Origin of the sequence: Shewanella canadensis, assembly GCF_003966225.1 — a bacterium.
GTDB classification, from domain to species: Bacteria; Pseudomonadota; Gammaproteobacteria; order Enterobacterales; family Shewanellaceae; genus Shewanella; species Shewanella canadensis.
Window position 1 is genome coordinate 47,796 of the sequence record NZ_RXNU01000006.1, and the last position, 21,617, is coordinate 69,412.

The window sequence follows — 21,617 nt, forward strand, 5'->3', positions numbered from 1 at the left end:
GCCAAATGGAAGGATTAATTGCATTTTGGTCTGAGTCAGGCATTGCAAATTTCACCCCCGGGCAGCTACTGATGATGGGAGTCGGAGCCTTGCTTCTGTACCTTTCGATTGTGAGAGGCTTCGAACCCTTACTTCTACTGCCTATTGGGTTTGGTGCTATTTTAGCTAATATTCCCAATGGAGGCTTTACGGAGGAGGGAGGGCTACTCTATTTTGCCTACCATGTAGGGATTGAAACGGGAGTATTTCCGTTGCTCATCTTCATGGGGGTCGGTGCGATGACCGATTTCGGTGCGCTGATAGCCAACCCTAAGATGTTGCTTCTGGGGGCCGCAGCCCAATTCGGTATCTTTTCCACATTAATCGGTGCTATCGCCCTGAATTTTGTCCCAGGTTTCGAGTTCTCGATGCAGGATGCCGGCGCTATCGCCATTATTGGTGGTGCCGATGGCCCTACGGCTATTTTCTTGGCCTCAAAACTTGCACCTGATCTTTTGGGGGCCATTGCTGTCGCGGCATACTCCTACATGGCATTGGTTCCGTTAATTCAGCCGCCAATCATGAAGTTGCTAACGACAGAGTCTGAACGGCAGATAAAGATGGAGCAGCTGCGCGAAGTGAGTAAGAAAGAGAAGATCATCTTTCCGCTTATGGTGCTGGGTTTAACGATTCTATTTTTGCCTGCAGCGACACCACTGGTGGGCATGTTTTGTCTGGGAAATTTGATGCGTGAGTCTGGTGTCGTAGACAGGCTGTCTAACACGGCTCAAAATGAGTTGATCAACATAGTGACCATTTTCCTGGGTTTAGCCGTGGGATCAAAACTCTCTGCGGATAAGTTTTTACAGCTCGAGACATTAGGCATCTTACTCCTTGGCGCCGTAGCATTTGCAATCGGTACAGCCACCGGGGTGTTAATGGCCAAACTCATGTGTAAGCTCTCTGGGGGCAAGATCAACCCATTAATTGGTGCGGCAGGTGTCTCTGCGGTTCCAATGGCTGCAAGGGTCGTGAACAAGGTAGGTTTAGAGTCAAATCAACATAACTTCTTGTTGATGCATGCTATGGGACCTAATGTTGCCGGTGTGCTGGGTTCGGCTGTCGCGGCAGGTGTATTGATTGCTGTATTGGGGTAAGCGATTCAGAGATAACATCGAAAGACTTACTCACACGTAATCTGTGACCTAAGTTCTCTGGTCAAGGTTCTCTGGCCTAAGTGATTTAATTCCAATCTATTGAAGTCTCGCAGATTAATATCGCGAGACTTTTTTTTACGTTTTTTTTACCTGAATTGTGTTGATTTTAATGCGGAATTTGGTGATAAACGCTGTTTTCAACTTTTGTCTGGTTTGGGTATTTCTAGGCTCTTTGATTTAGATCAATGTCTCTCTAAGCCATTTAAGGTCTTATAAAGGTGATCGATATCACATATGCAACTCTTGGTTGCGGGTTATTGTTGTTGGTTTGGGATTTTTTAGAGGTGCGTCACTATTTTGGGGCGTCGTTTAGTTTGATTCAACCGAACCGTTACGAACATATTTAAGAGGTGTACATATGGAATTATTACCGAACTGCTATACGGATCTATGTATCAATGGGAAGTGGTTTCATTATGATCATGGTGAAAGCTCGGTGTTTATGCTTAACGGTGGAGACCCACTGACGTTCGAATTGGAAACCTTGCCTACAACCGAAGATGAACTGGAGCAGCACTTAACCGTTATCTCAAGTAATATGTAGTCTCAACTTATCGAGTAGATATGTCACTGGTTTAAACCTCTAAACCAGTGACATCTGTGTTTTAACCACAGCATTTCTTGTATTTCTTCCCACTGCCGCAAGGGCAAAGATCATTTCTGTTGGGCTTTTTATCAAAACGAGTGGTTTGTGGTTTATTGAGTAAGCCATCTAATTCACTGATGTTCTCTTCTGCTTCTGCGTTAACCTCAATATTGGCCAATAAGTTATGTTGGCTCAAGATAGCCTCGACTTCAGCTTGACGCTCCACTGACTGGACCACTAAGGTCAATGGGTTATCACTGGTGCCCGGCTTAGCCACTCGTTTAGTGTTATAGCCAAAACTTTCATGTTTAGGCTTAGGGGTTTGACGCCCTTTAAAGAAAAATTTATCTGACATGGGACCTTCTAAAACTGCTTAATGCTTATACCCTTTGTATTAATAATAGGGATCGCGCTAAATTTAGAGTGCTTATACTATAAATGTCGATAAAAATAAATCTATTGAGGTATTTTTTGATACAAATTTATTAAGCAAGGGCTAGAGCGGATTAACTTCGTATATTTTGCTCGGCTGTGATCCACAACAAGAGGCCAAGAGAGAGAATAATGGTTACGCTGATGGCAATAATGTAGATAAAGCCCTTCTTGCCCTGCTTCAGAGGGACGCCATTAAAATGTAGAAACAGTGTCCAGAACAGGCATAAGATGATGGGGAACAGGAAGAATTTTGCCATACTTTATTTTTGCCTTGTACTCAGAGTGTTGGGACTGGGAGAATAAGTATAATACTAATACCAATCGGTATATAACTCAATTTGAACAGTTGATTAGCGATTAGCTAAAACAAAACAAGCCGCATTAGCGGCTTGTTATATAGTGTGACATGGAGCTAGCGAATCCAGTATGACTTACTCTGAAACCGGCTTAGATTTGGCTAATAGCGCTTCGGGAGCATCCTCACCTATGGCGTCATCATTGGCATAAAATTGCTGCTCATCGAGCTGGCCTTCTGATTTTCCGATCACTACCGCTGTCATCATATCGCCGGTGACATTGGTGCTGGTTCTTATCATGTCGATGATACGGTCGATGGCAGCGATAAATGCGATTCCTTCCAGAGGTAAACCGACGACCCCCAGAGTCACAGATAGCATGACCATGGCGCTTCCTGGGACGCCTGCGGTGCCGACCGATGCTACCGTCGCAGTCACGGCGATTAGCATATAGTCTGTCATATCGAGTGGTATGCCATAGATCTGCGCAATAAAGATGGCGGCGATTGCCGGGTAGATACCACCACAACCGTCCATATTCATCGTGGCCCCTAGTGGCAGAACAAAAGAACCATATTGCTTAGACACCCCCATAGACTCGGTACAGCGTGTGCTGGCCGGTAAAGTGCCAAAACTCGATGCGGTAGTGAAAGCCACTAACTGAGCCGGCATCGCTTTTCTGAAAAATTGAACCGGGCTGAGTTTCGCTGCAAACTTTACCAGGCCACCGTAAACAAAAACGATATGTATCAGTGCAGCCAGATAGATAGCACCAATAAACTTACCTAATGGTAAAAGCGTGGATAAACCATACTCACCGACGACCCAAGCCATCAAACCGAAGACGCCGATAGGGGTCAATTGTAATACCATGCGGGTTAACTGAAACATCACCTCTGCCCCCGCCTCGAAACCGCGTTTCAGGGGCTCGGCTTTCTCACCCACTTTATTGATTGCGATACCAATTAAGGCAGCAAAGACGATGATCTGAAGTACCTTGCCTTCGGCCAGAGAGGCAAAAGGATTAACGGGGATCATGTTCAACAATACTTGAGCGAAGCCGGGAACATCACGTTCACGTACTTCAGTCGCAACCAGCTCCATTGAGCCGCCCATGTCGATCAGGGAGCCAACAGTGAGGCCAATGAGTGAGGCGAGTGTGCCGGTAAACATAAACATGGCCAGAGTTTTAAAGCTCAAACGTTTCAGGTTAACCTGTGAGCCTAAGGAGGTAATGCTGACGACGATGGCACATAAGATTAAAGGGGCGACCAGCATTTTTATGGCGCTGATAAAGAGATCACCCAGAGGTCTGAGGACGGTTGCCGATTCGCCAAAAATTACGCCTGTTAACGCGCCTAAGATAAAGCCCGCGAGAACTTTTTGCCAGAAGGGGATCTGTTTAATGGTCTGCCACATTATAAATTCCAATTAATTTTTATTCTTAATATTCAAAAAAGAGTTAAACGGTAATCTTTGTCCGTTTAAAAAGCTGAGGACCAACTCATCCCTTAAATTAGGGTTAGGTTATTATCCGAAGTTTTCATTGTATAGATAGAGTATCTTGCAAAACAAACCGATTTCGTTATAACTTATTGTGATAATTAAGTTTGTTTTAATAACTTTAACCGTTAACACTTGGGTAACATAGCGTTATTGGCGTTATAGATAAACAAAAAATTACGAATTTTCATTAGGTAAGCTTTAATGACAGAGTTATGGTTGATGTTTAGCGCAGCTTTTCTTGCTGCAACCTTGTTACCAGGCGGATCAGAAGTTTTACTCGTCGCTATATTGAATGATGATAGCTCCATCTGGTTATCTTTAGTCATAGTGGCAAGTATCGGGAATACTTTAGGGGCGATAACCAGCTATTATCTTGGTACCTTAGGTCGTTTTGCACGCAGTCCGGAGGCGATGGCTAAGGGGAAGTACCGACGGTCACTAGGTCTGATCCATAAGTATGGTTATTGGGCTCTGCTTCTCTCGTGGGCGCCGCTCATTGGAGACCTTTTGTGTTTATTAGCGGGATGGATGAAACTTCCGCTGGTGAAATCGAGTCTGATGATATTAATAGGCAAGAGTATTCGCTACTTGTTGGTGGCAGCATTAGCGCTGCATTGGTTGTAATTGGTATTAGGAGTAATAAATTGAAAAAATGGATATTAGCTACGGCAATCACTGCGATTTTAGTTGGCTGTGCAGGCCAGCAACCGCAATCAAGTTTACCTACAGGTGTCACATTACTCGAAACGGTTAAAGTTGAAGAGTCACAGGTAGGCATTCCTTACAAAAAATATCTATTGTCCAACGGATTAACCCTTATCTTGCACCAAGATAGCTCAGATCCCTTAGTACATGTCGATGTGACTTATCATGTCGGTTCTGCCAGAGAGGTCGAAGGACGTTCTGGTTTTGCCCACCTTTTTGAACACATGATGTTCCAGGGCTCTGAACATGTCGGCGACGAACAGCATTTTAAAACCGTGACCGAAGCGGGTGGAACCCTTAATGGTACGACTAACACCGACAGAACCAACTACTTTGAAACTGTGCCCAGTAACCAGCTGGAAAAGATGTTGTGGCTTGAATCTGATCGTATGGGATTTTTCCTGCCGGCCCTGACAGAGAAGAAGTTTGAAGTACAACGCGAAACGGTAAAGAATGAACGCGCGCAGCGAATCGACAATCAACCCTACGGGCGAATGGGTGAGCTGTTTAATCAGGCGTTCTATCCCCAGGGACATCAATACTCCTGGCCTGTTATTGGTTGGCCGGAAGATCTGGAACGTGCCGATGTCGATGATGTGAGGCACTTCTTTCAACGTTGGTATGGCCCGAACAATGCGACGCTGACTATTGGCGGAGATTTCGATGAACTGCAGACCTTAGCTTGGGTTAATCAATATTTTGGTGAGATCCCAAGCGGTCCGGCAGTGACTGCGGACGAAAAACCATTAGTTACACTCGATAAAACTCGTTATATCTCTTTGGAGGACAGGGTACACCTTCCTCTGATACGCATAGGTTTCCCAACCGTTTATGCTCGTCATCAGGATGAGGCTGCACTGGATCTGCTCTCTAATATTCTGGGTGGCGGAAAAACTTCACTGTTTTATAAGAATTTAGTTAAAGACGGTTTTGCCGTTCAGGCTGGCGTGAGTCATCCATGTCAGGAGTTGGCTTGTCAGTTCTCTATGTATGCTCTGGCAAATCCAGCTAAGGGGGGGCAGCTGGCGGATCTTGAAAAAAGGATGCGAGAGTCGATCAGTGAGTTTGAGCAACGTGGTGTGACCGATGATGATCTGCAGAAAGTAAAGGTTCAGTTTGAGGCCAGTACCATATTCGGTCTTCAGAGTGTGTCTGGAAAAGTGTCGACATTAGCATTCAACCAGACCTTTTCGGGCAATCCGGATATGATCTCCTCTGATTTGAAGCGTTACGCTAACGTAACCAAAGCCGATGTGATGCGGGTCTTTAACCGATACATTAAAGATAAACCTATGGTTGTTATGAGTGTGGTTCCCGAGGGACAAAGACAGCTCATTGCCCATGAAGATAACTTTATTGCACCCGCATTAAATGTGTCTGAGGTTGCTGTGCAAGGTGTTACCGATTATCAACAGATCTCTTCATCTTTCGATCGCACAACAATGCCGAAGGTTGGCGCCTCTGTGGCACTGAAATCTCCTGAGATTTGGAGCGGGCAACTTGCGAACGGCATTGAGGTGAGTGGAACCGAGAGTGAAGAGACCCCAACTGTTGAACTCGTTATCTACCTTAATGGTGGCCATAGACTCATTCCTGTCGATAAGGCCGGTTTAGCAGGGCTAACGGCTTCTATGCTGAATGAATCGAGCCTGCAAAGAAGTGCTGAAGCGCTGGCTCAGGCCTTAGAGATGTTAGGCAGTAGTGTTAGCTTTGGAGCAAGTACCTATCAAAGCTACATTAAGGTCACGAGTCTGACTTCTCATTTAGACGAAACCTTAGATATCGTGAGGGAGCGTCTGTTTGAACCTGGATTTAAAGCGGCCGATTTCGAGCGACTCAAGCAGCAACAACTTCAAAGTTTGCAGCATATGATGTCGGATCCGGGCTATCTGGCTAATACCGCATTTGATGGTTTACTTTACGGTAATACTAATCCACTCGGTGTGAGCAGTAGCGGCACATTAGAGACGGTTTCGTCTCTCACCTTAGATGATGTAAAGGCGTTCTATCAGCAACAATATAGTGCAGGGAATGCTCAAGTTGTGGCCGTTGGTGATCTCAATGAATCTGAGATCTTAACTAAGTTAGCTCGCTTTTCTACTTGGAAAGGAGAGGGGGCTCAGTTACCCGACTTAACTCAGCTGCCTGAGTTGGCAGGTGGCACCATCTACATTCTGGATAAGCCAGGTGCCGCTCAGTCTGTCATCAAGATAGGTAAGCGAGCGTTACCCTATGACACTACAGGCGACTTTTATAAATCTTACCTGATGAATTATCCGTTAGGTGGGGCGTTTAATAGTCGTATCAACCTCAATCTGCGCGAAGACAAAGGTTACACTTATGGTGCCAGAAGTTATTTCTCCGGTGGCAGCGAGTTGGGTGTGTTTGTCGCCCAGGCTAATGTTCGCAGCGATGTAACATCACTGGCTCTTGTTGAGTTTTTCAAAGAGATTAAAGGATACCGTCAATCCGGGATCACAGACGAAGAACTTGCTTTCATGAAGGCTTCGGTTTCTCAAGGAAAAGCGCTCGATTACGAGACTCCTTATCAGAAAGCCGGTTTCCTGCGTCTTATTCAACGTTATCATCTCGACGCTAACTTTACTGAGCAACAGACAGAGATCACTCAGAGTGTGACCAAAACTGAGCTTAACCATCTGGCCAAAGAACAGTTGGATCTCGATGAGATGGTGGTGTTAATTGTGGGCGATAAGACGACGATAGAGGCGGATATTAAAGCACTTGGATATCCGGTGAAAACTTTAGAGTTGTAATATTCGAAATTGACCATATATCTAAGAGATATAAAAGTAGCGGTATCTGTAAATTTATCAATGACAGGAAAGAGTAACTGCTTCTGTGCCGTAGATATTTTGATACCGCTTTACTTTATGACTCAATAGAGAGTTAACTAGCTAAATAGGAATGTGAGCCTTTAATGCTTTACTGAAAGTAATGAATGGCTGGGCTGGTCTTACTCGTATAAGTAAATGATGATGAAACTAGAGAAAAAAATATTGAACTCTTTCAATGAACTGATTGGACATCTCTCTGATTCTGAGGGGCGTAATGCACTAAAGGGAATGCAGCGTGGAATTGAACGCGAAGCATTGAGGATCAATAGCTCTGGACACCTTGCTACAGACGGTCATCCTAAGGCGCTAGGCTCTGCATTAACTCACCCAAGGATCACTACAGATTACAGTGAATCTTTACTCGAGTTTATTACTCCGGTCTTCAGTGATATAAATAGTTTACTCGACGATCTGACCTATACTCACGCCTTCACCGTCCAGAATTTAGATAGTCAACGCCTCTGGCCTGTCAGTATGCCTTGTTATGTGGGCGATACGGCAGCGATTCCTATTGCTGATTATGGCTCGTCAAATGTGGGTCAGATGAAACGCTTATACCGAAAAGGTTTAACCTATCGTTATGGCGCTCAAATGCAGATTATTTCCGGTGTGCATTTTAATTTTTCTGTGTCAGATACCTTGTGGGACAAGCTCTACAATTTAAGTGATACTCAAGTCTCTAAGAGTGATTTTATCTCCGAGTCTTATCTGGGACTCATTCGTAATTACCGCCATATGGTTTGGGTGTTACCCTATCTGTTTGGTGCCTCTCCAGCCTTGTGCGGCTCATTTATTAAAGATCAGAAGACAGACATCGAATTTGAGAAGATGGGTAAGGGGACATTATACCTGCCTTACGCCACCTCACTGAGAATGAGCGATCTCGGGTACACGAATAAAGAGCAAGAGCAGTTAGACATCAGCTATGACTCCCTCGAACAGTATCTGGAGGGGATGAACGGTGCGATAAACATGCCGTCAGCTAACTTCGAGAAGATAGGCGTTAAGGTCGATGGCGAATTTCGTCAACTGAATGCCAACGTACTCCAGATTGAAAATGAATTTTACTCGCCTATCCGTGCTAAGCGTGTAGCTTTAGATGATGAAAAGCCTTCAGAGGCACTCGCGCGGGGCGGTATCGAATATATCGAAGTCAGGGCATTGGATGTGAACCCGTACAGTCCGGTGGGTATCGAGGCATCACAGATCCGGTTTCTCGACTTATTCTTAATGTATTGTCTGCTAAATGAATCGCCAACATCCGATTCTGTGCAAGAAAATGAAATTTCAAATAACCTTAATCGAGTGGTTTTAGAAGGTCGCAGGCCTGATCTTGAGTTAAGTCGAAATGGTGAGTCTGTCCTACTCTCAACCTGGATGAGGGAGATGTTCGATGAGTTGAAAAAACTTGCGTCGTTACTCGATAATGAAGGTGAGCATCACTATAGTGATGCACTCGACAGATGGCAAAGTGCTGTGACCGATCCTGATTTAACCATCTCAGGGCAGATCATGAAAGAACTTAGTAGCTCTCAGGTCGATCATGGTTGTTGGGTCAAAAAATTAGCCGAAGAGTATCACGACATACTGAGTCGTTACTCCTTGCCTGAGGAGGTGTTGTTGCAATATCAGCAAGCGGCAAGTCGTTCTTTAGAGCAACAGGCAAAGATAGAGTCAGAGTCGACTCAAGACTTTGAAGAGTATTTAGCCGACTATTTTAATGATGACAGCGTTTCATTTGAAACCTCAAAGGTTGTTAGTTCAGTATGAGCCGCTTATGCTCAAGGGGGGCTTTAGCCCTGCTAGCTAGCTTAGTACTTTTATCGGGCTGTGCTTCACAGCCCGATAAGAGTCTGCAATGTGGCATCGTTTCGGGTTATCTCGAGCCGGATGCTAATCAGGACCTTTATCGTGTAGTGGTTACCCATCTCAATGGTAAGCCTGTGATCTCTAAACCTAACTATCAGCTCTCTCCCGGAGTCTATGAGTTTACCCTCGCTGAGTTGATTAGTTCGCCATCGCTGAAAGTAAAGCTCGCCGCAAGAACACCTAAAGTACTCTCTGTAACCGTTGACGCTGAGCAGCGCTATCATTTAGGCGCAAAGTTTAATACGGATAAACGCTATAGAGGCAATGACACCGGGTATTGGCAACCTGAGGTCTGGCTTCAAGAGTACCATGAGTGCGAGCTATCCCAACCTGAGTAATAAAACTGCAGTTTGGCGCGAAGACTTTTTATTAGTGGTTTTTGTGTGGGTTTTATTATGAGGGGGATTGGTATTATTGGTCGAATCTTTCTCTCTAAATAAATTCCGTGTCAATTCTCCCTGTTTTTAACATACGATAATTGCTTCTTTTTTCTATCAATGTGAAACTATTACTTTGATAATTTTGCTCTTTGGTCTCCGCACATATGAAATTGTATTCGGTTTTTATTTCGGCTTGTTTAGCACTGTTTCTTTCGGGATGCGCCACCTCTCCTCCTAAAGAACCCGAAAATTTATGTTCTATCTATAAAGAGAATCGCTCCTGGTATAAAGCCGCCAAGAATACTCAAGAGAAGTGGGGAGTACCGGTGCACGTCCCTCTGGCTATGATGTATCAGGAGAGCTCTTTTAAACATAACGCCGCGCCTCCGATGGAGTATTTCCTTGGCTTTATCCCGATAGGACGTGCCAGTGACGCCTATGGTTATGCCCAGGCAAAGACGATGACATGGGATGATTATGTCAAAGAGACGGGGAACTCCTGGTCCAGTCGAAGTGATTTCGATGATGCCATGGATTTTATGGGCTGGTTTATCTATAAAACCCATAAGATCAACGGGGTGTCTAAGTGGGATGCCAGAAATCAGTACCTGAATTATCATGAAGGCTGGGGCGGGTACAAGCGTAAGACCTATAATCAGAAAGCCTGGTTAGTTAAAGTGGCTAAAAAGGTCGACGATAGGTCGAAACGTTATGCCGCTCAATATCGCACTTGTCAGGAAGATCTCGATTCATCCTGGTTATGGCGTTTGTTCTTTGGTTAGAGTTTCTATGTTATTGCCCGCTCTTTAAGATTAAGCCCCCGAATGTACCGGGGCTTTTTATTACTTATAAAAAGTGCCTGCTAGGCTAAACCGATATTTATACCGATTGGTATTATACCTGCTGGAGTATGGCTAACATCGCTAAGCGCACTGTTTACTGCGCTTATGATCATACATACCTATATCTGCGGTTCGAAAGGCCTGTTGCCAGTTGTTTCGATATTCTGCGATTCCGAAGCTGAAGTGAACCTTTGTCGTTTCACTATCCAGTTCCTGCTGGATTTTGGCCAAATCGGCCATAATATTTTCTAACGGCCCATGACATATGGCAATAAATTCATCGCCCCCATAACGTGCGACGAGTTGATGTTCATGCCAATGGCGCTTTAACACTCGTGCCAGTAACCGTAGGGCGTTATCTCCGGCTTGATGACCGCCACTGTCGTTGATCTGTTTTAAGTTATCCAAATCTATCAGTATCAGGAAACAGCCAAAATGAGATTTAATGGTCCAGTGTTCCAGCCTTTCTTCGAAGCGTTGACGGTTGTAGAGAGAGGTGAGGCTATCGTAGTTAGCTAACGTCTGGATTTGACGCGTTTTTTGATACAAGGCGATGGCATTCTCGGCTTCGTGGGTCAAGATGCTGACAAGATTACGGTCATAGTGACCGAAAGCCTTAGTCACGCTACTGTCTAAATTAATCATCGCATACAGCTTGCCATCAATCTGGATAGGGCTTGAAAGCGTAGAGCGGATAGGGCAGTCAGGTGCGGTCAGAAGGAGTTCCTGTTCTGCATCGGTTAATGAACTATGGGAATTAATATTCTCTATATTATCAATGACGACGACTTTATCGCAGCGACCTTCGGTCAATCGGAATTCGAAAGACTGCTCCAGATGAAATTTAACTTGTCGTATTTTTTCGATATTGATGCCAACCGCCGATTCGAAGTGGAGTTGCTGATTATCGGGATCGACTCGGATGATACTTCCCATCTCTGCGCCTTCAATGCTGCTAACGGCTTTTTTCAGCAAGGCATCTAAGAATGCCTGTTCATTTTTATAATGACTGGAGAGGTTAACGAGTTCAAAGGTGGTGTTATTGATATGCACTATCTGTTGCAGGTGCAGCCATAGACGGTTTAATCGTCCCTGATGCAGGTAGTAACTCAAGCTATAACCCAAAGTGTAGATGCTGGAAACCAACAGCAGTTTCAATAATAAAGCACTATCAAAACTTGAATTGAAAAATGTCAGCCAAGTGACAAGTAAGAGTAATAGTGGTGCACCGAGCAGACCAAAGTGAAACTTGAGATCTAAGCTATCAATTTGTCTCTTCTTTAGACCGTCTCTTTCTGTCACTTTGGTTATTCTATCCATAGTAAACCTGTTTACTTTGTTCAAATTGCCTTTGCATAGGCGCTTAGGAAAATTTATTGTCTGATTGTAAGTGAAAGTCAGTAATTTTTTTACCTTTTATGGTGATAATAAGTCAATAAGCGGGTTTTAAAAGTGTGCTTAGTCTCATTGGTGATGCCAGATAATAAATACTATTGATTTAAATGGTTATAAATCTGTATCAATAAGTTATTTGCAGTGTAATAAGCGCTAGGCGATAATCACGACCTGGCTTGGGGGAGCCGTTTACTCTAGGCGTTATTTATATTGTTAAGTCATCCAGATATGCAGCTTCAAGCGGGTGAATAGAGAGTGGTATTTCTGGTTCTTTTGCCGGGAACGACACTCAACTTGCTGGCAGAGACTGAGAAAGACCAGGCTTAAAGACTTGGAACTCGTTCTCTTTGGAACTCGCATTAGCAGGTGGCTTACCTATATAATGCGCCCAAAAATATAAGTAACACCCTACATAAGGAATAAAAATGAGCAAACCATTTGTTGCAGTGTTAATGGGATCTGATTCTGATCTACCCACCATGCAAGCTACCCTAGATGTGCTAAAAACATTCAATATTCATTTTGAAGCTAAGGTCACATCAGCGCACCGTACACCAGCGGCGACTCATGCATACGTTACAGATGCAGAAGCGCGTGGGTGTAAGGTCTTTATCTGTGCCGCTGGCCTCGCGGCTCATTTAGCGGGCGCCGTTGCTGGTATTACGACTCGTCCGGTTATCGGCGTGCCTGTCGATTGTGGTCCATTGCAGGGTCATGATGCACTTTTATCAACAGTGATGATGCCTGGCGGCGTGCCTGTTGCTACCGTGGCTATCGGTAGTGCCGGTGCTAAAAATGCGGGTTATTTAGCCGCGCAGATGCTTGCCGTTGCTGATGATGAGTTGGCGCTTAAGGTTAAAGAGGAGCGTGCATTATCGGCCGAAGCCGTTCAGGCGAAAGATGCCAAACTTCAAGAGAAGCTAGCTAACGCTTAATCTGATTGAAATCATTAAGTAGCGCCATCGGGTCTTAGGTTCGATGGCGTTTTTTATTGTCGATTTTTAATTATTGGAATGCCGATCTAGAGCTTCCCTTAAAGTCGGATAAAAATACAGTAAGCCGTCGACAGGTTGCACCTTAGCTCTTGCCAGTGTTCTGATGGGTTGAAATTGTAGATCGGCAATAACCAAATGTGTGTTTGTCTGTTTTAATTTTCCTATCAGTTTATTTAATGCCGCTAGCCCCCCCGCATCGAGAATCGATACGCCATCCATATAGAGAACGACCGTCCGCTTGTGTTTGGCGAGCAGGGTTATCTCTGAAAAGATAGCGTCGGCTGCGGCAAAAAATAGTGGCCCGTTAATTTTTAATACCAGCCAATTATCCCTAATGGGCTTATCGATATATCGTCTATTGTGGCTGATATCGTAAAGCCTTGTCATCTCCGCTATCTCTTTCATAAATAGCAGTGCTGCCAGTACTATCCCTACGGTGATGGCGATAACCATGTCAAAGATCACCGTGAGAGAGAAGCAAGTGAGAAAGACTATGATGTCACTGCGAGGTGCAGACTTGAGCAGATGCAGGGCCTTGGGAGCTTCACTCATATTCCAGGCAACGACTAAGAGCAGTGAAGCCATCGCCGGCATGGGCAGATAAGCCAGAATGTTGGCCAGTGAGATTAAGCCAATCAAGAGCACCAGAGAGTGAATGATGCCAGATACCGGACTATAGGCCCCCGCTTTTACGTTGGCGGCACTTCTGGCTATGGCTGCAGTTGCTGGGATCCCGCCAAAAAAGGGCGCGATTATGTTGCCGATCCCCTGCCCAAGAAGCTCGCTGTTTGCACTATGGCGCTTACCCGTCATGCCATCTAAAACCACGGCACATAAAAGTGATTCAATTGCGCCGAGCATAGCGATGGCGAACGCGCTGGGGAGGAGCGCCTGAACCATGCTCCAGCTGAGTCCTAGCGGGGAACCATCTGCACCATTTTGTAACCAGGGAAATTCGAAGGTGGGTAGAAAAGGGGGGATCCCCATGCCGGTGCCACCATCTGCTAATGCGTAATGAAAACGTGTTCCTATGGTGTCAATCTGCGCCCCATAATGGTTTAACGCTAAGGCCAGTAAACTACCGACCATGATTGCGGGGAGATGTGACGGTATCTGCGTCTTAAATCTCGGCCATATCAGCATGACCAATAAGGTGACTATTGCAACGACAGTACTGGCGCCATCGGCCGAAGGCATGGCCAATATCAGGGTATTTACCTTATCGACAAAATGTTCGGGTAGGTTAGTATTCGAAAGCCCAAAAAAATCTTTGAGTTGCAAAACTGCTATGACCACCCCGATACCACCTGTAAAGCCAAGTGTTACAGGCTCCGGGATATATTGAATGAGACGGCCAAGCTTTAACAGAGACATCATCACTAAGATCACCCCTGACATGACCGTAGCCATAAGCAGTCCAGCTAAGCCAAACTCCTGGGCTATGGGATAAAGCAGGACAACAAATGCAGCTGTGGGGCCGGAAATGCTATATCGGGAACCGCCGGTCAGGGCGATGATAAAGCCTGCGACAATGGCGGTATAAAGACCGTATTGAGGAGGCACCCCACTTGCGATAGCGAGCGCCATCGCTAATGGTATTGCAATGATCCCGACCGATATACCGGCAAGAATATCTTGTTTGAGATTTTTAAAGCAGTAGCCATTCTTGATACAGGAATGATATAGCGCATGGCCGAGGGTTAATGAGAAAAGATGGGCTCTGTGTGGCACGTTTAATCGCCTTGAGTGAAGTTAGGGGATGGGTAGGTAAAGCAATAAACACCTATTGCCATGGGAGGGGCAGGTGTCAGTTGAAACGCATGCTATGTGATGCAGGTGATAATCATATTCTTTGGTACGTATTGTTGCTAAATAATGTTGGTAAGTATTGCGAGAATTAAACTTTGTTGGTATCAGGTAAAAGTAGCACAAAACGTGATTTGAAAATGTGATGGATACCACTTGCATATTTATAATGCGTTTAACCCTTTCCTCATGCTCTGCCGTTTATAGCTATAACGGTATTAAAATCTTGGCGATAATCCTTGGCTTTAAAACCGGGCTAAACCAAGCTGTAAACTTCTTTTTAACTCATACTATTAGATAGACAAACTTGTGCCGGGAAGGCAAACTTTCTAACAAGAATGAATCTATGTTCGTCTTCGCATGTTGCGGGATGGACGGGCGAGTTGAATTGAAGATAGCTTGGAGAAATGCGTGGCAGAAGCGTTAGAGCAGGATAAGTCTACAGAAGCTGAGGCGGATCAACGTTTGATGTTGCAATATGCCGCAGGGGATCCATCGGCTTTTGAGTCACTGTATCAGAAGCATAAGGGTGGCCTGTATCGGTATTTCGTTCGCCAAACAGGCGATCAGCAACTTGCCGAAGACCTGTATCAGGAAACATGGGGCCGCGTGATAAAGGCTGCTGCGAGTTATGAAACCAGTGCCAAATTTACGACCTGGTTATATCGTATTGCACATAATTTGCTGATCGACCATGTTCGTGCGGTGAAGCCGGTCGATCTGTTTAGTGATGCATTCAGTGAAGAGCTGGAGTGTGATAACCAGCTGCCATCGGATCAATTCTCTCCCGATAGTGCATTGGAGGAGGATATCAAAGCCAAGCTGCTTAAACGGTGTATAGACTTGTTGCCCACAGTGCAAAAAGAGACATTTTTACTCAGCATGGAGGCGGGGTTTACCGCAGGGGCTATTGCCGAGATTGTAGAGGTTACACTCGAGGCGACAAAGAGTCGTATTCGATACGCAAATAAGGCACTGAAAGAGTGTGTTATGAATAAATGGCAGGAGGTCGACAATGAAAGATGATAAAACAGATAAATCTGCTCAGTTCGACTCAGATCTTCAGCGATGGTATCGAAGGGTAAAGCCGGAGCAACCTTGCCTAGCGCTCGATGATAAAATGGCAGGAGGTCGACAATGAAAGATGAACACACTGATGAACCAGCTCAATTCGACCCTGAACTTCAGCGATGGTATCGAAAGATGAAGCAGGAGCAACCCGGGCCAGAGCTCGATGAGAAGATCATCGCGATGGCGAAGCGAGCGACTGATAATGCTCCGAAAGATAATGTGGTGAGAGTGGAGCATAGCTTTTGGCGTCAGTATCGCTGGCCCCTATCTTCTGCGGCCTCGGTGATGTTGGTTGTGACCTTGCTACTCCTCAATCCTGAGGTGCCTCAGGATGTACTGCGTGATGATGCCATGCCTGTGATGATGCAGATGAGTGAGCCGGTGGAAGTTCAAGGCGGACAGGCCGGTGAGGAGCAGGCTCTAAAGGCCGTAGCACCAAGAGGTATGTCAGTAAAGCCTGATGGGGAGAGTTCTGACGTTAATGGCACTGCTACCCAGCGAACCACTTCGCAAGCTTCTGAGCCACAGAGCCAGAAGGGAGCCGCTTACCGGCTTAGTGATACCCTTGAGAAACAGCCAAGCTTAATTAAGAGCTCGACGCAACGTGAAGCCGTGATTAGTGCCAAGCAGGCATTGAATCATTTAGTGCAGCTGGTGGATAGCAAACAGTGGGATGAGGCTAAAAAGCTTGCTCTGAAGATAGAGAAGCAGTATCCACAGCTTGGGGAGCCTAGTCATCCTCAGCATCAAATATGGAATGAGCTGCGGGTATTACTTAAACAGCATTAGACTATTTTTAACCTGAAAAAGGCAGCTATCGGCCAGATAGCTGCCATTTTACTTTTTCATATAATGGTGGCGAAGCTCAGTCGGAAACTTCTCTATCGCATATCTGAGCATGACTCTCGGCATCTGCTTATTATGTTGGTCTAAAAATGCCTCCAACCTTGCTCTGTCTCGCTTTCCTACCTCTCTAAGCATCCAACCCACAGCTTTATGTATAAGATCTTCAGGATCGGTGAGTAGCTTTTCACTGAGCCTGATGATGTCATCGAAGTCATCATGTCTGATAAAGGTGAAGCAGCTGATAACTGCAATGCGGCGTTGCCAGAGTGTGCCATTCCCGGCGAGTTTGTATAGCGTCTCCCTAGGGCGATTGAGCAGATAGGGGCCGACAATTTTATGGGCCGAGCAGTCTACGATATCCCAATTATTGATAAATACATGATTTGCCAGGTACAGTTGGTATATCTCCTCTCTGCCTGTTTCATGGGCCCTGTTAAAGTTGTCAACTAAGGCTAATGTGGCGAAGAGGCGGATCTCATGAAACTCACTGCGAATAAGTTTAGTAATAGTGTCGAGGGGGAGAGGTGACAGGGCCTTTACTCTGGCCCGAATGACAGGCACCCTAATGCCTATAAATCTATCCCCGGCGCCATACTCCCCTGGAGCGGTTTTGAAGAACCCCTGAGCGTGGCGGGCAATATGGATATCACCCAATTCCAAAAAGTGAGCGGTTATTTCAGCTGCATTCATTTTTATCACAGTCCCTTAAATCTATTTTACCATAGCTCCCTAAACCAATCCCAAACACCCAGCGAGGTCCCCTCGAGTAGATCTATGCCCAGAGCCGATTTGAGAAGATATAGAGTCAATAAGCCAAGCAGTACACTGATGCATAAAAACAGCAAGATTAACCCCATAAACATCAGTAATGAGGCATGCTTCTCCCGGCGCGTGTAGGCTCTTCGGTTCTTTCCCAATAGTAATACATAATAAAATCGCCAACGTACGAAGGTGATGGCGAATGTCCCCCTTCTGTCGATGAAATGTTTTCCCCAGGTTCGATCGCCCAGGGCGACCCTGAGCCCTTGAAGTTGTCTTTCTGAGTAGCTGTCTGCAATGTCATCCGGTAGTTTACCGAGTAATTTTTTTATGACAGGGTCTTGCCTGACCGAAGTGGATTGCTCATCACTAAAGAGCTCAATATCTTCAGATATTGAACTGGATTTACTCATCTCCTCCTCATTATGTGCCATCTATGAGTCCGCTTTTGCTGCTACCGTCTACAGAGTATAGCTGGGGAGTAAGCCAGGGAATAAACGACAAAGATAACTTGTACACATTTGCTAATAATTATTGTGAAACATTTTACTGTTGCTTTAAGAAAAGTTTGCTACCTTGTTGAGCTTAAAACTGTGACTTCAGAAAATATTTAATAAGAATAACGAGCTAATAATGAAACTTCGTCTCTCTTTTGTCTGCACTTTATTCGCACTTGGCAGCCTAAGTGCCTCCAGTGCCTTCTCATCCGAATCGGAAAGTTTAGGTTATTACCGCGCCCCGGCCCTGAGTGATAACACGCTCGTCTTTACCGCCGAAGGCGATCTCTGGACTAAAGAACTGACCCAAAGCCGAGCTCAAAGACTCACCAGCCTTCCGGCCGAAGAGTTAGGTGCCAGCATCTCAAAAGATGGTCAGTGGGTGGCTTATGTGGCTAATTATGAAGGTGTCAGCGAAGTGTATGTGATCCCGATTGCCGGTGGGAAAGCAAAGCGAGTTAGCTTCGAAAATAGTCGGGTCCGGGTACAAGGTTGGACCGCCGAGGGCAAAGTGCTCTACGCCACCGACAATGCTTTTGGCCCTGCAAACTACTGGGTCTTAAGAACCGTTAACCCCGAGACGTTAATGACGACCGATCTGCCGCTGGCCGATGCCATAGAAGGGGCTATCGATGATAGCGGTGAGTATCTCTATTTTACCCGTTTTGGTCTGCAAACCACGGGGGATAACGCGAAAGTATATCGAGGTGGAGCTAAGGGCGAGTTATGGCGGTTTAAACTGGGCTCAAAACAGGAAGCCGAATTGTTAACCGCTTCTCACTCAGGCTCTGTTCGTCAGCCTATGCTGTGGGAAAACCGCCTCTATTTTGTGAGTGATAGCGATGGCAATGACAACATCTGGTCGATGATGACAGACGGTCAGGGTCTGAAGCAGCATACCCAATTTACTGATTGGCAAGTAAGAGGGGCGCGTTTAGATAAGGGACGTATCGTATTTCAGCAGGGCGCGGATATAAAACTGTTCGATATTGCGGCCAATGAAACCCGTATCTTAGAGATAGATCTGGTCTCAGACTTCTCTCAACGTCGTGAGCATTGGGTCAACAGCCCGATGAAATATGCGACATCGACACAAGTCTCCCCGGCGGGCGATAAAGTCGTTATCACCGCCAGAAGTCATGTGGCCATAGCCGGCATAGATGGATCACGTCTTGTTGAGATAGCTCTTCCCGGAAATAGTCGTATTCGAGCCGCGGTAATGAGTCCTGACGGCCAGTGGATCTATGGTATCAGTGATGCGTCCGGTGAGCAGGAGATCTGGCAGTTCCCGGCCGATGGGAGTCAAGGGGCCAGGCAGCTAACCAAAGATGGTAAGACGCTAAGAATGTCATTGAGTGTTTCACCCGATGGACGTTACATCGCCTCGGATGATTACGATGGCAATCTCTGGTTGTTAGATCTAAAGAAAAATCGCAGTAAGAAGATCATCACACAAGGGGAAGGGTTAGGTCCTTATGCCGATGTAGTATGGTCAGGCGACAGCCGATTTATTGCCGTTACTAAATCTGAACTGGGTAAACCCAGACCTCAAATTGTGTTGTATTCACTGGATGAAAACCGCAGTGAAACGGTGACGAGCGATAAATATGAATCCTATTCTCCAGCCTTTAGTAGTGATGGTAAGTGGTTATATTTCTTATCTAATCGTCAGTTTACCGCGACGCCAACCTCACCATGGGGCGATCGCAACATGGGACCGATGTTCGATAAGCGTAGTGAGATTTTCGCCATCGCACTGGACAAGAGTGCCAGCTTTGCGTTTCGAAAACCTAATGAACTTATGCCTGCAGAGTCTGACAAGAAGTCAGATAAAGACGCCGATAAGGTTAGCGTTGACTGGAAAGGGCTTAATCAACGCCTATGGCAAGTGCCGGTCGGTTCAGGTAATTACTCAAAGCTGAGTCTCAAAGAGGACAGCTTATATCTTTTAGACAGGGCATCGGGACGCAGCAGTAAGCCTGGCCTGAAAGTGGTTAAGTTCGATCCCTTAAGCCCTAAGGTCGAGACATTTGCCAAAGACGTGGGAGATTATGCGCTCTCTGCCGACGGAAAGAAAATATTCATACGCAAGCACAGCAACAGTGGCAAAGAGATGCTGATTGTCGATGCGGTTGATAAACTACCTAAAGAGTTGAAAAATGCCAAGGTGCAAACAGGGCAGTGGCAACTCGCTATCGAGCCACAACTGGAGTGGCAACAGATGTTCGAAGATGCCTGGTTGATGCACAGAGACTCCTTCTTTGACAAGACGATGCGTGGCTTGGACTGGCAAGCAACTAAGGCTAAATACCAGCCATTGGTCGACAGGCTAACCGACAGGCATGAGCTGAATGACATCTTTAAGCAGATGATGGGCGAGTTGGACTCGTTGCACTCTCAGGTGCGCGGAGGCGATCTCCCTAAAGACAGTAAGATGGCCAAGGCATCGAGTCTCGGGGCTCGCCTCGAACAGACTCAGTCTGGCGTGAAAATATCCCATATTTACCAGAATGATCCTGAGCTGCCTGCACAGTCATCACCACTGGCCAGGGTCGACGTTGATGCTGAAGTGGGCGATATTATTCTGGAGATCAATGGTAAGTCGGTCACCAATGTGGCCGATGTGACGCGCTACTTAAGAAACCAGTCTAAAAAGCAGGTACTACTGAAGCTTAAGCGTGGAAAGAAGCAGCATAAGACCATCGTCATGCCTGTTGACACCAGAGTCGATGCCAAGCTGAGATACTTAGATTGGGTCAATCATAATGGCAATAAGGTCTCACTGGGCAGTGAGGGTAAGATAGGCTATCTGCACCTGTACGCTATGGGCAGTGGTGATATTGCCAGCTTTGCACGTGAGTTTTACGCCAACTTTGAAAAAGAGGGGCTGATTATCGATGTGCGCCGTAATCGCGGTGGCAACATTGATAGTTGGATCATCGAGAAACTACTGCGCCGTACCTGGGCATTTTGGCAACCGACTCGTGGTACGCCAAATGCCAATATGCAACAGACATTCCGTGGGCACTTGGTCGTACTTACCGATCAGTTGACCTACTCGGATGGCGAAACATTCTCGGCCGGTATCAAGGCACTGGGTGTTGCTCCTTTGATAGGAAAGCAAACGGCGGGAGCGGGTGTTTGGTTATCCGGTCGTAATTCGCTGACAGACAAAGGGATGGCACGGGTGGCCGAGTATCCGCAGTATGCGATGGACGGACGTTGGGTGCTCGAAGGGCGAGGTGTTAGTCCGGATATCGAAGTCGATAACCTACCTTATGCCACATTCACAGGTGGTGATGCTCAATTACAAAAAGCGATCTCTTACCTGAAGCAGGAGCTTATTCAACAACCGATTAAACCACTCAAGGCGCGTCCAATATCGCCTAATGGAATAGCTGAGGATATCAAGTAACGATTTGTGTTAAATAGGCGCTCACCACGTCTATAGCAAGCACCTTTAGGGGGTTACGGCCAAGCAGTTCCCAGGCTGTTAACCCCCATTTTTATCTCCGTTAGAGCCATATTCCTTCCTGCATCTTTGCTACCTCATCCATTTGATTCATAGCTCCTTTACT

The 21,617-nt window shown here is 45.9% G+C and carries 19 protein-coding genes; 12 read left to right on the forward strand and 7 right to left on the reverse strand.

Translation table 11 applies throughout. The features are described 5' to 3' along the window. Positions 1 to 5 precede the first annotated feature (5 nt). On the forward strand, positions 6 to 1,136 hold the full coding sequence (locus tag EKG38_RS12655; RefSeq protein WP_126520612.1) for a sodium ion-translocating decarboxylase subunit beta: 1,131 nt from the start codon (positions 6 to 8) through the stop codon (positions 1,134 to 1,136). Between the two features lie 418 nt (positions 1,137 to 1,554). Next, positions 1,555 to 1,740, forward strand: coding sequence for a hypothetical protein (locus EKG38_RS12660; RefSeq protein ID WP_126520613.1), 186 nt, complete (start codon positions 1,555 to 1,557; stop codon positions 1,738 to 1,740). Between the two features lie 61 nt (positions 1,741 to 1,801). On the opposite strand, the gene EKG38_RS12665 is transcribed toward EKG38_RS12660, so the two are convergent. From EKG38_RS12665 to EKG38_RS12675, 3 genes are all read right to left on the reverse strand, one after another. Further along, entirely contained in the window at positions 1,802 to 2,137 is a 336-nt protein-coding gene (locus tag EKG38_RS12665; RefSeq protein WP_126520614.1) for a PBPRA1643 family SWIM/SEC-C metal-binding motif protein, read from the reverse strand. A gap of 151 nt (positions 2,138 to 2,288) precedes the next feature. After that, positions 2,289 to 2,474 carry a hypothetical protein gene (locus EKG38_RS12670; protein WP_126520615.1) on the reverse strand — a complete coding sequence of 62 codons (186 nt, stop codon included), beginning with the start codon at positions 2,472 to 2,474 and terminating at the stop codon, positions 2,289 to 2,291. A 174-nt stretch (positions 2,475 to 2,648) separates the two neighbouring features. Further along, positions 2,649 to 3,932 (reverse strand): dicarboxylate/amino acid:cation symporter, encoded by a 1,284-nt coding sequence (locus EKG38_RS12675; protein ID WP_439332658.1) that lies wholly within the window; start codon positions 3,930 to 3,932, stop codon positions 2,649 to 2,651. A gap of 288 nt (positions 3,933 to 4,220) precedes the next feature. Between EKG38_RS12675 and EKG38_RS12680 the strand changes: the two genes are divergently transcribed. The 5 genes from EKG38_RS12680 (at position 4,221) to EKG38_RS12700 (ending at position 10,610) form a co-directional block, all read left to right on the forward strand. Further along, entirely contained in the window at positions 4,221 to 4,643 is a 423-nt protein-coding gene (locus tag EKG38_RS12680) for a YqaA family protein (protein ID WP_126520616.1), read from the forward strand. Between the two features lie 20 nt (positions 4,644 to 4,663). Next, entirely contained in the window at positions 4,664 to 7,498 is a 2,835-nt protein-coding gene (locus EKG38_RS12685; protein WP_126520617.1) for a M16 family metallopeptidase, read from the forward strand. Between the two features lie 216 nt (positions 7,499 to 7,714). After that, complete coding sequence (gene gshA / locus EKG38_RS12690; protein ID WP_126520618.1) at positions 7,715 to 9,349, forward strand: glutamate--cysteine ligase; 1,635 nt, start codon at positions 7,715 to 7,717, stop codon at positions 9,347 to 9,349. Then, positions 9,346 to 9,786 carry a hypothetical protein gene (locus tag EKG38_RS12695; RefSeq protein WP_126520619.1) on the forward strand — a complete coding sequence of 147 codons (441 nt, stop codon included), beginning with the start codon at positions 9,346 to 9,348 and terminating at the stop codon, positions 9,784 to 9,786. Before gshA ends, EKG38_RS12695 begins: the two co-directional genes overlap by 4 nt. A 206-nt stretch (positions 9,787 to 9,992) precedes the next feature. After that, positions 9,993 to 10,610 carry a transglycosylase SLT domain-containing protein gene (locus EKG38_RS12700; protein WP_126520620.1) on the forward strand — a complete coding sequence of 206 codons (618 nt, stop codon included), beginning with the start codon at positions 9,993 to 9,995 and terminating at the stop codon, positions 10,608 to 10,610. Between the two features lie 141 nt (positions 10,611 to 10,751). Here EKG38_RS12700 and EKG38_RS12705 read toward each other — a convergent pair whose 3' ends face one another. Next, positions 10,752 to 11,972 (reverse strand): sensor domain-containing diguanylate cyclase, encoded by a 1,221-nt coding sequence (locus tag EKG38_RS12705; RefSeq protein ID WP_185826858.1) that lies wholly within the window; start codon positions 11,970 to 11,972, stop codon positions 10,752 to 10,754. 518 nt (positions 11,973 to 12,490) lie between these two features. Between EKG38_RS12705 and purE the strand changes: the two genes are divergently transcribed. Further along, complete coding sequence (gene purE, locus EKG38_RS12710) at positions 12,491 to 13,000, forward strand: 5-(carboxyamino)imidazole ribonucleotide mutase (protein ID WP_126520622.1); 510 nt, start codon at positions 12,491 to 12,493, stop codon at positions 12,998 to 13,000. Positions 13,001 to 13,066: 66 nt separating this feature from the next. Here the strand turns inward: purE and dauA are convergent, their stop codons facing one another. Continuing rightward, positions 13,067 to 14,791 (reverse strand): C4-dicarboxylic acid transporter DauA, encoded by a 1,725-nt coding sequence (gene dauA / locus EKG38_RS12715; RefSeq protein WP_126520623.1) that lies wholly within the window; start codon positions 14,789 to 14,791, stop codon positions 13,067 to 13,069. A gap of 486 nt (positions 14,792 to 15,277) precedes the next feature. Between dauA and EKG38_RS12720 the strand changes: the two genes are divergently transcribed. Genes EKG38_RS12720 through EKG38_RS12725 form a run of 3 tightly spaced genes read left to right on the forward strand, consistent with a single transcriptional unit; the run spans position 15,278 to position 16,726 of the window. Further along, positions 15,278 to 15,892 carry a sigma-70 family RNA polymerase sigma factor gene (locus tag EKG38_RS12720; RefSeq protein WP_126520624.1) on the forward strand — a complete coding sequence of 205 codons (615 nt, stop codon included), beginning with the start codon at positions 15,278 to 15,280 and terminating at the stop codon, positions 15,890 to 15,892. After that, positions 15,882 to 16,007 (forward strand): hypothetical protein, encoded by a 126-nt coding sequence (locus EKG38_RS25350; protein WP_281277000.1) that lies wholly within the window; start codon positions 15,882 to 15,884, stop codon positions 16,005 to 16,007. The genes EKG38_RS12720 and EKG38_RS25350 overlap by 11 nt, the downstream gene beginning before the upstream one ends. Beyond that, positions 16,004 to 16,726, forward strand: coding sequence for a hypothetical protein (locus EKG38_RS12725; RefSeq protein WP_126520625.1), 723 nt, complete (start codon positions 16,004 to 16,006; stop codon positions 16,724 to 16,726). The genes EKG38_RS25350 and EKG38_RS12725 overlap by 4 nt, the downstream gene beginning before the upstream one ends. 48 nt (positions 16,727 to 16,774) lie before the next feature. On the opposite strand, the gene EKG38_RS12730 is transcribed toward EKG38_RS12725, so the two are convergent. Next, a complete protein-coding gene (locus tag EKG38_RS12730) occupies positions 16,775 to 17,473 on the reverse strand; it encodes a DNA alkylation repair protein (protein ID WP_126520626.1) in 699 nt (232 codons plus the stop codon). 26 nt (positions 17,474 to 17,499) lie between these two features. After that, complete coding sequence (locus tag EKG38_RS12735; protein WP_126520627.1) at positions 17,500 to 17,976, reverse strand: hypothetical protein; 477 nt, start codon at positions 17,974 to 17,976, stop codon at positions 17,500 to 17,502. Positions 17,977 to 18,175: 199 nt separating this feature from the next. Between EKG38_RS12735 and EKG38_RS12740 the strand changes: the two genes are divergently transcribed. Then, entirely contained in the window at positions 18,176 to 21,454 is a 3,279-nt protein-coding gene (locus EKG38_RS12740) for a S41 family peptidase (protein WP_126520628.1), read from the forward strand. The last annotated feature ends 163 nt before the right edge of the window (positions 21,455 to 21,617 follow it).

Excerpts from the sequence above, each read along its gene's own strand:
- EKG38_RS12655 (WP_126520612.1), top strand. The coding sequence starts at position 6 with ATGGAAGGATTAATTGCATTTTGGTCTGAGTCAGGCATTGCAAATTTC.
- EKG38_RS12660 (WP_126520613.1), top strand. The coding sequence starts at position 1,555 with ATGGAATTATTACCGAACTGCTATACGGATCTATGTATCAATGGGAAG.
- EKG38_RS12665 (WP_126520614.1), bottom strand. The coding sequence starts at position 2,137 with ATGTCAGATAAATTTTTCTTTAAAGGGCGTCAAACCCCTAAGCCTAAA.
- EKG38_RS12670 (WP_126520615.1), bottom strand. The coding sequence starts at position 2,474 with ATGGCAAAATTCTTCCTGTTCCCCATCATCTTATGCCTGTTCTGGACA.
- EKG38_RS12675 (WP_439332658.1), bottom strand. The coding sequence starts at position 3,932 with ATGTGGCAGACCATTAAACAGATCCCCTTCTGGCAAAAAGTTCTCGCG.
- EKG38_RS12680 (WP_126520616.1), top strand. The coding sequence starts at position 4,221 with ATGACAGAGTTATGGTTGATGTTTAGCGCAGCTTTTCTTGCTGCAACC.
- gshA (WP_126520618.1), top strand. The coding sequence starts at position 7,715 with ATGATGATGAAACTAGAGAAAAAAATATTGAACTCTTTCAATGAACTG.
- EKG38_RS12695 (WP_126520619.1), top strand. The coding sequence starts at position 9,346 with ATGAGCCGCTTATGCTCAAGGGGGGCTTTAGCCCTGCTAGCTAGCTTA.
- EKG38_RS12700 (WP_126520620.1), top strand. The coding sequence starts at position 9,993 with ATGAAATTGTATTCGGTTTTTATTTCGGCTTGTTTAGCACTGTTTCTT.
- purE (WP_126520622.1), top strand. The coding sequence starts at position 12,491 with ATGAGCAAACCATTTGTTGCAGTGTTAATGGGATCTGATTCTGATCTA.
- EKG38_RS25350 (WP_281277000.1), top strand. The coding sequence starts at position 15,882 with ATGAAAGATGATAAAACAGATAAATCTGCTCAGTTCGACTCAGATCTT.
- EKG38_RS12725 (WP_126520625.1), top strand. The coding sequence starts at position 16,004 with ATGAAAGATGAACACACTGATGAACCAGCTCAATTCGACCCTGAACTT.
- EKG38_RS12730 (WP_126520626.1), bottom strand. The coding sequence starts at position 17,473 with ATGAATGCAGCTGAAATAACCGCTCACTTTTTGGAATTGGGTGATATC.
- EKG38_RS12735 (WP_126520627.1), bottom strand. The coding sequence starts at position 17,976 with ATGGCACATAATGAGGAGGAGATGAGTAAATCCAGTTCAATATCTGAA.
- EKG38_RS12740 (WP_126520628.1), top strand. The coding sequence starts at position 18,176 with ATGAAACTTCGTCTCTCTTTTGTCTGCACTTTATTCGCACTTGGCAGC.